The following is a 14,226-nucleotide window of genomic DNA, read 5'->3' as shown; positions in this document are numbered from 1 at the left end:
CTCCTAAGCGAGGAAGTTCTTGAGTTCGAACACGAGTTTGCGAATGTGGCCGGAGATGACCGGTGTGCCCAGGTCCTTGAGTTTCTGCCGGAACCACGGGTTGACGCTCTGCTGGCCGCCGCTGTTCACCGAGCCCACGGGGATGAGCCGGACACCGGAGCGGTGCAGCGCCTCCATCCCGGCGAAGACGGCGTCACAGTTCCATTCGTAGAAGTCCGAGATCCACACGACCACGGTGTTGCGCGGGTCGGCCACCTTCGGCTGGGCGACGGCCAGGGCGGCCGTGCCGTCGGTGCCGCCGCCGAGCTGGGTGCGCAGCAGCACCTCGAACGGGTCATGCACCCACGGGGTGAGGTCGAGCGCGCGGGTGTCGTAGGCGACGAGGTGCACGTCGACCTTGGGCAGCCCGGCGAAGATCGACGCCAGGATGGTGCAGTTCACCATGGCGTCGACCATCGAGCCCGACTGGTCGACGACCACGATCATCCGGGCCGGCGTGGTGCGCCTGGCGGTGCGCCGGTAGTACAGCCGGTCGACGTAGAGCCGCTGGTCCTCGGGGTTGTAGTTGGTGAGGTTCTTCCAGATGGTGCGCTCGACGTCGAGGTTGCGGAACACCCGCTTGGGCGGCACCGACCGGTCGATGACGCCCGCGCTGGCCTTCTCGACCTGCGTGCGCAGCACCTCGGCGACCTCGTCGACGAACCTGCGGATCAACGCCTTGGCGTTGGCCAGCGCCACCCCCGAGAGGTTGGCCTTGTCGCGCAGCAACTGCTCGACGAGCGACATGCTGGGCGTGAGCTGTCTCGCCAGGGCCGGGTCGGCCAGGACCTCGCGCAGCCGCATGCGGCTGACCAGGTCGGCCTCCAGACCGGCCAGCACTCCGGCCAGTTCGCCGCCGTTCTCACCACCGGTCCCGGCACCCGTGCCCGCTCCGGGGCCGGCCCCCGCTCCGGTCCCCGTGCCCGTGCCCGTGCCCGCTCCGGGGCCGGCGCAGAGGGCCTGCCTGAACCAGCCGGCGTCCTGCTGCCAGGCCGCGAGCCGGGTGGCGGTGACGTCGCCCGTTCCGGTGGCGAAGACGTTGAGCAGCAGCTTCGACACCAGGGCGGCCCTGCGCACCTCGTCGCCGGGCGCGCTCTCCCCCGGCGTGAGCAGGTTCTGGAACTCCGCGGCCAGCTCGGGAAAGCGCTGCACCAGAGTGTCGACCGAGACCGCGGGGTCGAGCAGCGCCGCGGGCAGGCCGAGATCACCGACGACCGCCATGGCGGCGGTCTCCAGCGCGGGCTGCTCGTCGTGGTCGAAGAGACGGGCGAGCAACCGCCAGTAGAGCACCTGGCGCCGGTTCTGCCCGGCGCTCACCGTAGCGCCGTCACCGGCCACGATGCCGTCGCTCATCGAAGCGTCGGCGCCCACGGGAATGTCAGCGTTCATCGTCTCAGCAACCGTCCGGCTCGCTCGCGCAGTACGGCGACCGCGTCTCCGGCCTTGGCCTCGGCCTTCACCACCTTGGGGTCGGTGGGGCCCAGCGCCCAGTCGCCGGTGCCGGCCTCGACCGTCTCCCGCTTGACTTTCGCCTGTACGGCGAGTGGCTGCAGCAGCCAGCGGCCGCCGTCCCAGCGGACCAGCCCGACGCATGCCGAGGAGTCCGCCACCAGTTTCGGCGTGAGCGGGCCGCAGGAGGGCAGCCGCTCGGTGTCCACGGCGAGCACGGTGCCGTCCAGGTCGAACGAGCCGTCCCCGGTGACCTGGTAGCCCTCCACCAGCACGGGTTCGGCGATGCGCACCGGGTCGCGGTCCAGGGGCGGCGTCGCCGGGGCGAGCGCGCCGGCGAGCAGCAGCCGGGCGGTGGTGAACGGGTCGGCGGGCTTGCCCGGCAGGGCCCGGTCGTCGTGCCAGACCAGATCGCCGCTGTCGAGCAGGGGCAGGTCCGTGACGTCCAGGCTGCGGCGGTCCGCCAGCGCGGCCAGCAGCACGGGGTGGCGGTGCAGCAGCTTCCACATCGCGGGACCGGTGATGGTGTCCACCTTGGCGGCGGCGACGCCGGTCCGCACCAGCCGGGCCCGGCCGCCGTCGGCGGGTTCCAGGACGGCGTGGACCTGGAACTGGACCGCGGTGCCGTGCTCGTGCACGTCGACGCCGAGGATCAGCAACCGCCCCGACACCGTGCCGACGGGCTGGGGAGCACCGGGCAGGACGCCGTCCTGCGACAGCAGCAGGGCCCGGGTCCACAGACCGGCCCAGCGCCGTACCGGCACGTGCTTCATCGTGCCGACCGGGCAGGAGGCGCGCAGTTCGGCCGCGAGACCGTCCAGCAGCACCGCGAGCCTGCGCTGTCCCGGCACGGCCGGCAGCGCCTCGATGATCTGGTCCGCGGCGGAGACGAGGTCGTGGTCGACACCGCGCCAGCCGGTGATGGCCAGCTCACGCAGCCAGGACCGGGCACCGCCGAGCAGGTTGCCGCCGCCGTCCTCCTCGGGCTCCGGCGCGGCCCGCCAGGGGGCGCGCTCACGTCCCAGCGCCGCGTCCAGGTCCGCGAGCAGGGCGTCGTGCACGGCGCCGAACAGCGCGGCCCGGCCGCCGGCCAGGGCCGTCAGGTGCTCCGCGGCGATCGAGCCGGAGGCGACCTTGGCCACGGCCTCCGCCAGCCGCTCGCCGATCGGGGTGGCCGCGAAGGCTCCGGCCAGGGCGGCCAGCGCCTCGGCACGCTCCTCGGCCAGCCGGGCGAGGCCGTGCACCAGGGCGTCGTCGAAACCGGACACCAGGGCGAGCGCCTCCCCGGTGCCCTCCGGGTCACCGTCGAGCAGTCCGGCCAGTTGTACGGCGAGCATCAGCGCACCACCCCCGCGGCCGGGAACCAGTGCAGCTCGGGGATCGGCATGGTGGTGTCAGGCACCTCCAGGTAGGCCAGGTGGCGCAGGAAGCGGCTGAACACCATGGCGGCGGGGGCGGGCTCGTGGGCGCCGTTCAGGCAGCCGATCAGGTCGGCACCCTCGGGAACGTCGGCCCTCAGGTAGCGGGCCACGCGGTCGGTGCCGTACTGCAGCACGGCCTCGGCGGCGAGGGCGCGCAGGTGCTTGCACGGCGCGCCGTACAGGCCGCCGCACGGGCGGTTGTTGTTGGTGCTGCAGTTGTAGGCGTGGGTGCCGGCGGCGATGGAGGAGACGTAGACCCGGCTGATGTCCGAGCCGCTCGACACCACGCCCTGCAGCCGGCCGTCCGCCAGCTCGACGAAGGGGACCTTCGCCAGCTTGCGGGGCCGGACGGGCGGCACCACCCGCACCCTGCTGTGTTGTTCCCACACGGCTGCGCCGTCGGGTGAACGGTTGATCATGGGTCCGGAACGTAGCGGACCACTCCGACAGAAATGCCGCGAAGGCCGTTACGCGGTCCCGGGGGCGGGACGTCGCCGGCGCGGCGGCATCGGTCAGGGGCGTTCGGCGAGGTCGAGCACCGCCGACACGATGTCGGGACCGTCGAACAGCACCGGGTCGTTGTGCCCCGCTCCGGGGACCTCGATGACCCGGACCGGCCCGCCGGCCGCCTCCCCGACCGACCGGCTGAGGTGCGGCGGCACGATCGTGTCGCGCGAGCCGTACACGATGGTGGTGGGCACGCGCACGGAGGCCAGCCGCTCCGCCAGCGGGAAGCGGTCGCGGAGCAGCAGGCGCACGGGAAGGAACGGGTAGTTGGCCTGACCCGCGGCGGCCAGATCGGTGAACGGCGAGCGGAGCAGCAGTCCGTCCGGCGGGTGCTCGGTGGCGAGCTCGGTGACCACCGCCGCGCCCAGGCTCTCGCCGAAATAGACCAGCCGCTCCCCCCGGGGGAGCGTGGAGTCGAGGAACGCGCGAGCGGCCCGCGCGTCCGCCGCCAGGGCCTCCTCGGCCGGGCTGCCCTCGTTGCCGCCGTAGCCTCGGTAGTCCATCAGCAGCACGGAGACACCACGCCCGACAAGCGCGCGGGCCAGCGTGACACGGTGTCCGCGGTTGCCCGCGTTACCGCCCGCGACCAGGACGGTGGCCCCGAGCCGAGGCTCCGCTCCCGGGAAGAACCAGGCGCCCAGCCGCACACCGTCCTCGGTGACCAGGGTGACGTCCCGGCCACCCGGCAGCACGGACGCGGCCGCCGGGACCGGCCCGGAATCGGGCAGGTAGATCAGGTGGCGCTGGAACGCCCACAGCAGGGCGACCGCCAACGCCACCACCACGACGATCACAGTCAGCGCGCGCATCTCGCCTTCGATCATCTCCCACGGCATGGCTCCCGTGGAGTTGGAGGCCGGTGCGAAGCCCCGGACGTCTGCTCCGCGTGCCGGGTCCGGCCGCGCGCGCCAGGGCCGGGACGTCGGTGGCGCCGGCGACGACCTCGGTGGTGCGGACGGTGAACGCCATCTGGTTTGCCGGGGATTTCCTGATCCCTTGATCCAGTACGGTATCCGACATGGGAGCCGGTGTGGTGTTGCTTGAGGTGTCGGGCGAGGGTGATCGTGCCGCGTTGCACGAGGCGATCTGGGAAGCCGTAAAGGAGTTCATCAGATGGTATACCGGTTCGTCAGCATATTCAGGGGTCTATGAGTACCTAGAGGATGGGGTCGGGTACGCCTATACGAATCCCTCGGCTGTCGACGGTGACGAGCTGAGCTGGGTGTTCGGAGACTTCGCCGGCTGCTGCGCGCGATCGGCGTGGGCGTGGGAGCACTGGTTCCAGCTTGCGCTCGCCGCGGACTGGGACCGTTTCACCTGGCTGGCCAAGGAGCACGGGCTCACACTGGAGAGTGAGCCGCCCCCGCTCGGCGAGCTTCTCGCCAAGGACTGGGGTTACGTGGTGCTCCGCGGTGACCTGTGGTCCGTCAGCGAAGAGGGGCTGCACGGCGACGACAAGTATGTCGGACTGGCCGAGCTCACCGCCGAGGAGCGGGCGCGCCACGCCGAGGCGTGCGAGCGGTGCATGTGCGGGCCCTGCGAGATGCTGCGGCCGGAACCGGATTTCCTCGCGACGATGCTGAACGCGCTCGACGACAGCAGCACCGCGCCGAGCGCGGGATGGTATCTGGCGCGTATGCACGAGACCTCACCGGAGGTGCTCGTGGCCCTCGTGCGCGCCGGCAACGGCGCGATGCGCGGCCTCGCCCCCGAGGTCGAGCGCTACGCGCTGCGGGTGCCCGACGCGCGGTCGACGCTCATGGCCCTGCTCCCGGACCTGCGCGGCGGCGCGCTCGGCCTGGCGCTGTACGCGCTCGCCGAAATCGGTCCCGCCGCCGAACGCCCCACGCTGGTCCCCCGGCTGCGCGCCCTGCTCGACGGATCGGACGAGGCCGCCGAGGCCGCCGCCGAGCTGGCCGGTCGTGTCGGTCACGGCGTCCCCGGCCTGGCCGAGGAACTCGCCGCGGTCCTCGACCGCGAGGTCTCCGAAGAGCTGCGCCACAGCGCGGTGCTCGGACTCGCCAACCTCCACCTGCCGCCCCGGACACCGAGCCCCGCGGTCCGCGCACGGCTCGAGCGTGAGGCCGCGCGGGACACCAAGGCGGGCAAGCTCGCGAAGTGGGTGCTGACGGGTCCGGTTCCACCGAGTTGGCTGGTCCCATCGGGCTGACCGGCGGCTTCGATCGAACACCCGCTGAGCGGCGTCGGCGGAATCGGCCGCGGTGGCCGGCCCGAGCCGGTCGGCCACCGCGGCCGGCACCGCGACGGTGTCCGCGGCCTCAACCGCCCCCGTCCCGGCCGCCGTCCCCGGCGGCTCGCGTCTCCCGGTCCGCCGGGTGACGGCGGGCGTCCTGGACCGTGCGGCCCTCGCGCTCGATCTCCTTGTTGAGGAAGAAGTTCAGGGCCGTGCGGATGGCCGCGATCGCCGCCAGCTGTCCGATCTGCTGGAAGGTCGGGGCGATGGCCGTGCGCAGCACGTCACCGGCCAGCTGGAACTCCAGGCCCAGCGCCAGGAAGCGCCCCAGGAGCAGGCGCACGGCGATGAAGTCCTCCCCGCTCCGCCGCACCGCCACCAGCAGGAACCGCACGAAGGCCACGCCCGCGCCGAGGACGATGACGATCGCGCCCGCCGCCTCGACCAGGCGGACGAACAGGTCGACGGCCTGACGCAGGGCCGATTCGGAAAGCAGGTCGGGCATGTGCCGCCGATACCCGTGAGCGGCGGGCCCACGCCCGGGGAACACCATGAGCGCGTGCGTACCGGGACCCCGAGTGCCGTCCTGGCGGTTGCCGCGGCCACCTTATCCCGATGATCCGGATCACCACGGCCCACGACGAGTCACCGCGGCCGGCGCTTTCCCGGCAGGCCCCGGGCGCTCCCGCGGTGGGCGGGGCCTCCCGGGTCCGGTGCGCGGCGCGGTCGCTTACGCGACGGGGACTCAGTGGTCGTCGGGCACCGTCACGGGCGCACTGAACGGGAGCACGAAAAGCGGTCCCGTCACCACTGCGCGCTCACTGCCCGGACCATAGGGAAGATCGGCGATCTGCCGGCAGGTGCCACGGTCCTCGATCCCATAGGTGGCCCCCTGGCCGTCGCGTCCGGAGTTGAAGCGGCCGATGAGCGAGATGCGGTCTCGCACCCGCCCACGCTGGTCGACGAACAGACCGTGGATCGGCGCAGTGGCGGAGAAACCGTCCGCGGTCAGGACCTCCTGCACCAGATCCGAGATCAGGAAGCGCAGCGTCCGGCCCTCGGCGTCGGTCACGGTCCCTTCGAGCTCACCGACGAACGGGGTGAAGATGCCCGGTGAGCCGGTGGCGAACCCCTCGGTGTACGGAAGCGGACGTCTGGCGAACTGCGAGACCCGATAGGTGCGCTTGAAGGTTCCCGTCTTGATCGTGTACGTGCCGTTCTCGCATTCGAAGGGCCGCAGCGCGCGCCCGGTGAGGTCGATCGTCTGCCGCTCGATCGGGTTTCCGGTGGCGGGGTCGCCGAATCTCCCCTCGTCGATGCGCACGTCGAGCCCGCGCGGCGACAGCTTCAGCACGAAGCCGGGGCCGATCGCCTTGACGTGGAACCGGTTCTCTTTGATCTCCAGGCCCGGGGCGCCCGGCTGCGCGTGAGCGGCGGTCGCGGGCAGAAGACCGGCGGCCAGCACCGCGAACAGGGTGATGGTGATTCGCATGACCGGAACACCAGGACTCATACACCCTCCTCGCGGCCGCGACGACCACGTCATGGTACAGCGGGCGCAAAGCGAAAGTCGATCACCTTGTCGCGGACCGTGGGACCGTGCTGCGCCGGTCCTGGCGGGCGGCGGCGACCGGGCCGGCGTTCCCGGCCTGTCGAGTCCGGACGCACCGCCGGAGCTTCCCAGGCCGCCCCGGGCAGGATCTCGTCAACTACCTTCAGGCCGTCTCGAGAACGGCCCAGAGGTGGGGTGTTCACGAATGGGGCCGGCCTGGGACGCAGGAGGGACCAGGAAGATCGATTCCCGGAATTCCTGTGATCGTTTCCCGGGGTTGTGCGGGTATCGAGGTCGCCGGAGTGCTCGCCGCGAAGCTTCCTGATTTTTTCGCCTGTCTTCTTCGCCGGCCGGCGACATCGAGGGTGCCTGCTTCGCTTCGTGCTCTACGCCGGCGCCTTGACGGCCGAACCCGCCGCGGCCCGCTCCCGCGTGACGCGGCGGCGCCGGGTCGGCAGCCCGAGCGTCGGGTTGGCGACGCCCCAGGCGGCGCCCTTGCAGACCAGCTCCTTGTAGACGGCGGCGAGCCGTCCGGTCAGGGCCGCCCGCACGGCGCGGTCGTCGGCGGTGACGTACTGGATCAAACCCTCCTTGCGGCCCAGTGAGATGCACTGGTTGAAGTAGCGGATCGGTGTGTTCGGGAGCTTCCCGCCGGTCAGGCGCGCCGCGATCGCGTCGGCGGCCTGCCACGCGGTCGGAGTTCCCGAGGCGCACGACATCCGCAGCGGCTTGTCCCCGGGGCCCATCACCATGGCCGCGTCGCCGACGGCGTACACGTCCGGGTGCGAGACCGAGCGCATGGTCCCGTCGACCACGATCTGGCCGGTGTCGGTGACCTTCAGGGCGGTCGCCTTCGCGATCGGGTGGACCGCGAAGCCGGTGGTCCACACGGTGACCGCGGCCGGGATGACCCTGCCGTCGGCGGTGGCGACGCGCTCGGCTTCGACGCCGGTGACGGTGGTGTGCTCGTGCACGGTGATCCCGAGCTTGCCGAAGACCTTCCGCAGGTGCTCGCGGCCCTTGGGCGAGAGCCAGTCCCCGAGGTCGCCGCGGGCGGCGAGGGCGACGTCAAGGTCCGGGCGGGCCTCGGCGATCTCGGTCGCGGCCTCCAGGCCGGTGAGGCCCCCGCCGACGACGACCACGGTCCGCCCGGCGTCGAGGCGGGCCAGGCGCTCGCGCAGCCGGAGTGCTCCGGGGCGGCCGGCGATCTCATAGGCGTGCTCGGCGGCCCCGGGTACGCCCTGGGCGTTCCAGCCGCTGCCGAGGGCGTAGACGAGCGTGTCGTAGGCGAGTTCTTCGGCGCCGTTCGCGTCGACGACGGCGACGGTCCTGCGGTCGACGTCGACGCCGGTGACCTTCGCGAGCCTCAGTCCGACGCCGGTGCCCGCAAACATCTCGCTGAATGGCCGGGGCTTGAGGTCCTGGCCGGCCGCCAGCTGGTGCATGCGGACGCGTTCGACGAAGTGGGGCTCGGCGTTGACGAGGGTGATGGCGACGTCCTCGCGGCGGAGCCGCCTGGCAAGGCGACCGGCGGCGATGGCTCCGGTGTATCCGGCTCCGAGGACGACGATGCGGTGCTGCATTTCCTTGCTCCTGTCGTACGCGGGTTTGCCCCTTGAACCGGGCGGCCCGCCGTTTCCTGACAGGAGCGCGATGTGAAGCACCTCACATAGCGATCAGAAGGCGTTGCACAGGGGCTCCCCGTGGTCGGCGGCCGCCCAGCGCGCGGTCGCGCGTTCGAGCTTGTCGGGGTTGACCTGGTTGCGGAACGCGGTGATGCCCTCGGCGGTGACCTCCAGGCACATGACGCCGACGACCCGGCCGTCCACGACGGCCACCACGGCGGGATCGCCGTTGGCGGTCCAGGCGTAGACCTCGGGCGCGCCACCGACCACGGCGCGCTTGGCCTTGCTGGGTTTGAACAGGCCCCGCAGGAACTTCGCGACCGCGACGGCGCCCTCGAACGCCTTGGCGCGGGCCGGGACCTTCCCGCCGCCGTCTCCGATCGAGATGGCGTCCTCGGTGAGCAGGCGCACGAGCGGATCGGTCCGGCCGCTGGTGGCGGCCGCCAGGAACTCCTCGACGATCCGCCGGGCGGCGGCCTCGTCGATCTCGGCTCGGGCCTTGCCGTCCGCGACGTGCTTCTTGGCGCGGTGGAAGATCTGCTGGCTGGCGGCCTCGGTGATGCCGAGGATCTCGGCGATCTCCCGGTGCGGGTAGTCGAAGGCCTCCCGCAGCACGTACACCGCCCGCTCGTTGGGAGAGAGGCGCTCCATGAGGGTGAGGACCGCGTATGAGACCGATTCGCGCTGCTCGGCGGTTTCGGCCGGGCCGAGCATCGGGTCACCGGCGAGCAGCGGCTCGGGAAGCCATTGGCCCACATAGGTCTCGCGGCGCGCCCGCGCGGAGGTGAGCTGGTTGAGGCACAGGTTGGTGAGGACCTTCGTCAGCCAGGCCTCGAGGACCTCGATGCGGTCGACGTCGGCGGCCTGCCAGCGCAGGAACGTCTCCTGCACGGCGTCCTCGGCCTCCCCGGCGGAGCCGAGGAGGCGGTAGGCGATGGCCTCCAGACGCGGCCTGGAGGCCTCGAACCGATCGATGTCGTCCGCGGTCAAGGGCATGGCCCGATCCTAGGTCGCGCCGCGCGAACCGGCCGCCGTCGCGATGGGGCCCTTCGCCGTCCGGCGCGCTATCCGATCTCGGGGACGCAGTAGATCGCGGTGATCGAGTCGATCTCGGGTTCCCATTCGTGACCGGTCCGTGATGCGCCCGCGGCGGCCGCACACCGCCCGCGCCGTCGGGCTCACGACGAGGTCGTGCGCCCCGGAGATCCCGCCGCCGATGATGATCCCGGCATACCCGACCCTGCCCGACCGTACCGCCCAGGAGAGCGCGTGCCTCATCCTCCGACTTGAGAGAAGGGAGCTGAGGGCGTGTCACCGCCTCTGATGGTCCCGCGCCCGATAGAGAGGACCAGGAACAAGAGCGAACTCGTCGACGCGATCGCCGAGAAGGCGGGCCTGGAGAAGCCCCAGGCTGAGAAAGCCCTCAACGCCTTCATCGACACGACCACCGACGCCCTACGCACGGGCGATGACGTGATTTTGGCCGGTTTCGGCACCTTTCGGGCTGCTCGCCTTCCGCTGGGCGGTCGCCCGGGCGGGCCGGCCCGGCGGCACCCCGCGACGTCGTCGAGCCCTGATCGGGGAGGTCACGCGTCGTCCGGCAGCGGTTCGCCGGTCTCCAGCAGCGACTTCAGGCTCGCCACCACGTTCGGCCAGCCGTGGCTGACCATCTCGGCCAGGCCCGATCCGGGCTCGAAGCCGTCGTGCACGACGGTGAGCTTCACGACCTGCGCGGCCTCCTCGATCGTGAAGGTGACCTTCGAGCGGGCCTCGCCGGACAGCCGGGCGAGCAGCTCCTCGTCCCAGCCGAAGCGCTTGGCGAGCTCCGGGGTGATGGCGTGCCAGGTGTAGGAGAGCCGGCTGTAGGGTTCGGCCTCCAGCACGACCTGCTCCGGGTCGCTGATCAGCACGCCGTGGTTGTCCCAGGTCATCGGCGAGCCGACGGACCAGTCCGTGGTGAACTCCGTGGCCCAGTAGCGGCGGGTGAAGGCGGGATCGGTCAGCGCCTGCCAGAGCTTCTGCGGGGTGGTGCGGATGTAGGTGGTGTAGACGAAGGTCGGCGCGTCCATCGGGGTCTCCTCCAGGGCGAGTTTCAGGTCCGCCAGGGCTTGGACCCTGGCCCGGTCGTAGCGGCTGATCCACCGGTGGGCGATCTCGTGCACGGGCGCGGCGTTGAGGTAGTGCAGCTTCTCCCGGCCCCGCCGCACGGTGGTGACCAGCCCGGCCTCCTCCAGCACCGCGAGGTGCTTGCTGACGGACTGCCTGGCCATGTCGAGTCCGGCGCACAGCTCGCGCAGCGTCTGCCCGTTGCGGGCGTTGAGCGAGTCGAGCAGCGCGCGCCGGCTCGGATCGGCCAGCGCCTTGAACACCTCGTCCATGTCCGCCCTCGTACCCGGGTTGCCGCTTGTCGATATGCAGCCTTTCGGCTGCCTTTAATTTAGGCAGCCGGATGGCTGCATGTCAAGACGTGCGGCCACGACGGGCGGACGCGGGAGCTGATCATCCTCGACACGACCTCGCAGGTGCCGACGCGCACGCGCGCACCCAACGGCCGGTCATCGGACTTCGGTCGATACAGGTTCGCCCCGACTTCGTTCACGGGCGTTCCGTGCGCTTCACCCGGTATCTCTTCGAACAGCAATCGTCCCCCTCACGTGGAGAAGTGACCGCCGCACGCGCTCACACGGGCCCGCCGACGGCCACGCCGGCCGGGAAAACGACGGGATCCCACCCGATCGAGCCGATCGGACGGGATCTCGTCACTATCTTCAGGCCATCTCAAGAACGGCCCTGAAGTGGGATGTTCACCAACGGCGTCGGCCTGGGGCGAGACCGCCCGCGTGAAGATCGCTCCCCGCGCGGGCGGTGATCGCTTCCCGGGGCGCGTCCCAGCCGGGGGCGATCCGGAGGTCCGGCGGCGGCCGGAGCGGTGTCCGGTCCGGTGACCTCAAGGAGGCCCCGTGATGGGCGTGGCCCGCCGTCTGCCGGAACCCCACCGCGGCAGGTGCTCGACGCCATACGGGCCGCCTTCGAGGGCCTGATGGCCCGGATCGCCCTCGGTTCTTCCGCGTCGAGCCCCGCCGTGCGGCACGCGCCTATCTGGCTGGACTGTTGTTGGACAGCAAGCGCGAGGACTGTTGGTAACCGGCTGATTCGTCCGATGAACCGCCGCTTCCCGGACCGGCAGAGACCTCCGCTCACCGCACCAGCCGGTCACAGGTGGCTTCCAAGTGCCGGCGTCCAGCATGGGCGGCGTCTCCACACGCGGATGCACGGCGGTGGACGACACTCATCCCCGGGCGGCCCGGAGCGTGCGGTCTCGGAATGGACGGAGGACAATGACTCCTGAGCGACGCGTAGTCACGCGGGAGGATCTCGAGAAAGCCGCCCGCGGGCGGGCCCGGCTCAAAGACGTCGCCGCGCCGGGTCTCGACCTCGCCGGCGCCTGGCTGCCCCGTCTCGAGGCGGACTTCCTGGACGTCTCCAGGGCGGATCTGTCCGGAGCCAACCTCTCCGGATCCCACCTCATGGACTCCGACTTCACCGGTGTCCGGTGCGACCGGGCGGGGTTCAGCGGAGTCACGCTCTTCCAGTGCGGTTTCGACAACGTTATCGGCGAGGACGTCTCCTTCCACGCCGTGCACTCCGCGATGAGCCGGTGGCGGCGGGCCGACCTGCCCCGGGCCTCCTTCTGGGAGGCACGCCTGTCCCACGCCGACTTCCAGGAAGCGGGCCTGGAAGAGTCACTATTCGATCTTGCCACCGGTGAGGCGGTGGTCTTCCGCAACGCCCGGCTGGCCCGCGCGTCGTTCCGGGGCGCCGGGCTGCCGGGGGCGGACTTCCGTGAGGCCGACCTGCGGGAGGCGGACTTCAGCCTCGCCGATCTCACCGGCGCCGACTTCACCGGGGCCCTTCTCGGCGGGGCGATGTTCGACGGGGCCGCCATCGATGCGGCGCGTTTCGACGGAGACCCGCCCGCCGTCGAGCCGCGGCCGTCCGCCGCCGATCGCGCCTCGGCCCTGCGGGGATACCTGCGCCGCGGGGACGCGCGGCGGGCCGTCGAGCTCTACCGCCGCCGTCCGGGAGCGTGGGTCTGGGACGCCCTGGACGGCCGGGACCTGCGGCAGACGGCGACCGAGGAACTACTGCGGCACCTGCTCACCGACGACGCGCTGCTCGTGCTGCACCGCGCCTGCCAGGCTGCGGCGGATATCGCCCGGCGGGAGAGCATGGCGCTCGACGTCATCGAGGAATTGTCCGCGCTGCTGGCCTGCGGCACCGCGGTGTACGTGCCCAAGAACGGGAGCGAGGTACGTTTCACGATGGACCCCGGCCGGGAGGCCGCGTTCGCCCTGGGCAGCCTCATGCGCCATCCGGATATCCGTCCGGCCGCCGAGGCGGCACTGCGTACGGGCCTGGGCGGCAGGGCGGCCGTGATGGAGCGCTGTGCCGCAGGCCTGGTGACGCATCTGGCGAGGGAACGCCGGTGGGCCGAGATAGGCGAGATGCTCTCGTCGAGTAGGTCGCGTGTGCACAAGGGCGTCGTCCTCGGTCTCGAACGGCATCTCAGGGCCGCAGGAGAGGTCGCGAGGTGGGAGGAGACAGTGAGAAGGCCGCCGTCAGAGGACGTGCGCTCCGCCTTCAACCTCCTGAAGGAGTTGCGCGCGCACCCCGATCCCAAGATCGCCGGACTCGCCCGGGCACGCGCACGGTCCATCGACTGGATCCGCCTGTACTTCACCGACTTCGACGGGTCGCAAGACGAACGGCGTGCCTGACCAGGCCCGGCCGACACGGTGCGAATGCCGGTGACCGCCAATGCCCGCTACTCGCCCTACCGCGTCCGGCGACCGCTGACCGTCACCACCGCCCGGCTCGCGCCGTGGTGCCACCGGCAGGGCCACCCTCATGATCCGGAACTGTGGCCGGGGTGTTCACGAGTAGGCCTCGACCGTCGACCAGGCCGCCCTCCAGTCGTAGTCGTCGCCTCTTTCCTCGAACTCGACGAAGAAGTCCGTCATCGCCGCCAGTTCGGGCCACCGCCTCAGGTGGGGATGGTCCTCTGGTTGTCCGGGAAAGAGCGCGTCGATCGTCAGGAGCACCTCGCCTCCTATCAACCGCACAGTTCACCGCCGACCGCGAGGTCACGCATGCCTCGCGACCGGTCCGTGCTGCGCCCGCAGTGGCCGCACATCGCCCGCGCCCTTCTCCACGACCGCCGCACGCGCTCGCACGGGCCCGCCGACGGCCACGCCGGCCGGGAAAACGACGAGATCCCGCCCGATCGAGCCGATCGGACGGGATCTCGTCAACCACCTGCAGGCCATTTCAAGAACGGCCCATGAGGTGGAGCTATGGGGATTCGAACCCCAGACCTCCTCCATGCCATGGAGGCGCGCTACCAGCTGCGCCATAGCCCCTAGGTGAAACGTGGTGCCT

The 14,226-nt window shown here is 71.4% G+C and carries 12 protein-coding genes, 1 tRNA gene and 1 pseudogene; 3 read left to right on the top strand and 11 right to left on the bottom strand.

Translation table 11 applies throughout. The features are described 5' to 3' along the window. Positions 1-3: 3 nt before the first annotated feature. The 4 genes from ABD841_RS14570 to ABD841_RS14555 form a co-directional block, all read right to left on the bottom strand. Complete coding sequence (locus tag ABD841_RS14570) at positions 4-1,392, bottom strand: vWA domain-containing protein (RefSeq protein WP_425581987.1); 1,389 nt, start codon at positions 1,390-1,392, stop codon at positions 4-6. Between the two features lie 32 nt (positions 1,393-1,424). Then, positions 1,425-2,825, bottom strand: a complete 1,401-nt coding sequence (locus tag ABD841_RS14565) for a hypothetical protein (protein WP_344971590.1) — start codon at positions 2,823-2,825, stop codon at positions 1,425-1,427. Further along, positions 2,825-3,328 carry a hypothetical protein gene (locus ABD841_RS14560; RefSeq protein WP_344971588.1) on the bottom strand — a complete coding sequence of 168 codons (504 nt, stop codon included), beginning with the start codon at positions 3,326-3,328 and terminating at the stop codon, positions 2,825-2,827. Before ABD841_RS14560 ends, ABD841_RS14565 begins: the two co-directional genes overlap by 1 nt. A gap of 93 nt (positions 3,329-3,421) precedes the next feature. After that, complete coding sequence (locus ABD841_RS14555) at positions 3,422-4,240, bottom strand: alpha/beta hydrolase (RefSeq protein WP_344971586.1); 819 nt, start codon at positions 4,238-4,240, stop codon at positions 3,422-3,424. A gap of 398 nt (positions 4,241-4,638) precedes the next feature. On the opposite strand from ABD841_RS14555, the gene ABD841_RS14550 reads away from it, so the two are divergent. After that, complete coding sequence (locus ABD841_RS14550; protein WP_344971584.1) at positions 4,639-5,586, top strand: hypothetical protein; 948 nt, start codon at positions 4,639-4,641, stop codon at positions 5,584-5,586. A 109-nt stretch (positions 5,587-5,695) separates the two neighbouring features. Here the strand turns inward: ABD841_RS14550 and ABD841_RS14545 are convergent, their stop codons facing one another. The 4 genes from ABD841_RS14545 to ABD841_RS14530 form a co-directional block, all read right to left on the bottom strand. After that, the gene (locus tag ABD841_RS14545) at positions 5,696-6,115 is read right to left on the bottom strand and encodes a DUF1622 domain-containing protein (RefSeq protein ID WP_344971582.1); all 420 of its coding nucleotides are present in this window, start codon (positions 6,113-6,115) and stop codon (positions 5,696-5,698) included. Positions 6,116-6,355: 240 nt separating this feature from the next. Then, entirely contained in the window at positions 6,356-7,075 is a 720-nt protein-coding gene (locus ABD841_RS14540; protein WP_344971580.1) for a hypothetical protein, read from the bottom strand. Between the two features lie 473 nt (positions 7,076-7,548). Then, complete coding sequence (locus tag ABD841_RS14535) at positions 7,549-8,745, bottom strand: NAD(P)/FAD-dependent oxidoreductase (protein ID WP_344971578.1); 1,197 nt, start codon at positions 8,743-8,745, stop codon at positions 7,549-7,551. Positions 8,746-8,838: 93 nt separating this feature from the next. Further along, a complete protein-coding gene (locus ABD841_RS14530) occupies positions 8,839-9,783 on the bottom strand; it encodes an RNA polymerase sigma-70 factor (RefSeq protein ID WP_344971576.1) in 945 nt (314 codons plus the stop codon). Positions 9,784-10,110: 327 nt separating this feature from the next. Here ABD841_RS14530 and ABD841_RS14525 point away from each other — a divergent pair. Continuing rightward, positions 10,111-10,281: pseudogene (locus ABD841_RS14525) on the top strand (HU family DNA-binding protein); the annotation flags it as partial. Positions 10,282-10,373: 92 nt separating this feature from the next. Here ABD841_RS14525 and ABD841_RS14520 read toward each other — a convergent pair. Continuing rightward, complete coding sequence (locus tag ABD841_RS14520; RefSeq protein WP_344971574.1) at positions 10,374-11,165, bottom strand: ArsR/SmtB family transcription factor; 792 nt, start codon at positions 11,163-11,165, stop codon at positions 10,374-10,376. 960 nt (positions 11,166-12,125) lie between these two features. Here ABD841_RS14520 and ABD841_RS14515 point away from each other — a divergent pair. Beyond that, positions 12,126-13,565, top strand: coding sequence for a pentapeptide repeat-containing protein (locus ABD841_RS14515; protein ID WP_344971572.1), 1,440 nt, complete (start codon positions 12,126-12,128; stop codon positions 13,563-13,565). Between the two features lie 156 nt (positions 13,566-13,721). Here the strand turns inward: ABD841_RS14515 and ABD841_RS14510 are convergent, their stop codons facing one another. Both ABD841_RS14510 and ABD841_RS14505 read right to left on the bottom strand, forming a co-directional pair. After that, a complete protein-coding gene (locus ABD841_RS14510) occupies positions 13,722-13,889 on the bottom strand; it encodes a hypothetical protein (protein WP_344971570.1) in 168 nt (55 codons plus the stop codon). Between the two features lie 245 nt (positions 13,890-14,134). Continuing rightward, positions 14,135-14,207: transfer RNA gene (locus tag ABD841_RS14505), tRNA-Ala, on the bottom strand. Between the last annotated feature and the right edge of the window lie 19 nt (positions 14,208-14,226).

This window comes from Streptosporangium fragile, assembly GCF_039534445.1.
Lineage (GTDB): Bacteria > Actinomycetota > Actinomycetes > Streptosporangiales > Streptosporangiaceae > Streptosporangium > Streptosporangium fragile.
The sequence above is the reverse complement of the archived record's forward strand: the minus strand, read 5'-3'. Positions and strand labels throughout refer to the sequence as shown.

What these genes read in the sequence shown, in the direction of transcription:
- ABD841_RS14570 (WP_425581987.1), bottom strand. Translation starts at nt 1,392, where the DNA reads ATGAGCGACGGCATCGTGGCCGGTGACGGCGCTACGGTGAGCGCCGGG.
- ABD841_RS14565 (WP_344971590.1), bottom strand. Translation starts at nt 2,825, where the DNA reads ATGCTCGCCGTACAACTGGCCGGACTGCTCGACGGTGACCCGGAGGGC.
- ABD841_RS14560 (WP_344971588.1), bottom strand. Translation starts at nt 3,328, where the DNA reads ATGATCAACCGTTCACCCGACGGCGCAGCCGTGTGGGAACAACACAGC.
- ABD841_RS14555 (WP_344971586.1), bottom strand. Translation starts at nt 4,240, where the DNA reads ATGATCGAAGGCGAGATGCGCGCGCTGACTGTGATCGTCGTGGTGGTG.
- ABD841_RS14545 (WP_344971582.1), bottom strand. Translation starts at nt 6,115, where the DNA reads ATGCCCGACCTGCTTTCCGAATCGGCCCTGCGTCAGGCCGTCGACCTG.
- ABD841_RS14535 (WP_344971578.1), bottom strand. Translation starts at nt 8,745, where the DNA reads ATGCAGCACCGCATCGTCGTCCTCGGAGCCGGATACACCGGAGCCATC.
- ABD841_RS14530 (WP_344971576.1), bottom strand. Translation starts at nt 9,783, where the DNA reads ATGCCCTTGACCGCGGACGACATCGATCGGTTCGAGGCCTCCAGGCCG.
- ABD841_RS14520 (WP_344971574.1), bottom strand. Translation starts at nt 11,165, where the DNA reads ATGGACGAGGTGTTCAAGGCGCTGGCCGATCCGAGCCGGCGCGCGCTG.
- ABD841_RS14515 (WP_344971572.1), top strand. Translation starts at nt 12,126, where the DNA reads ATGACTCCTGAGCGACGCGTAGTCACGCGGGAGGATCTCGAGAAAGCC.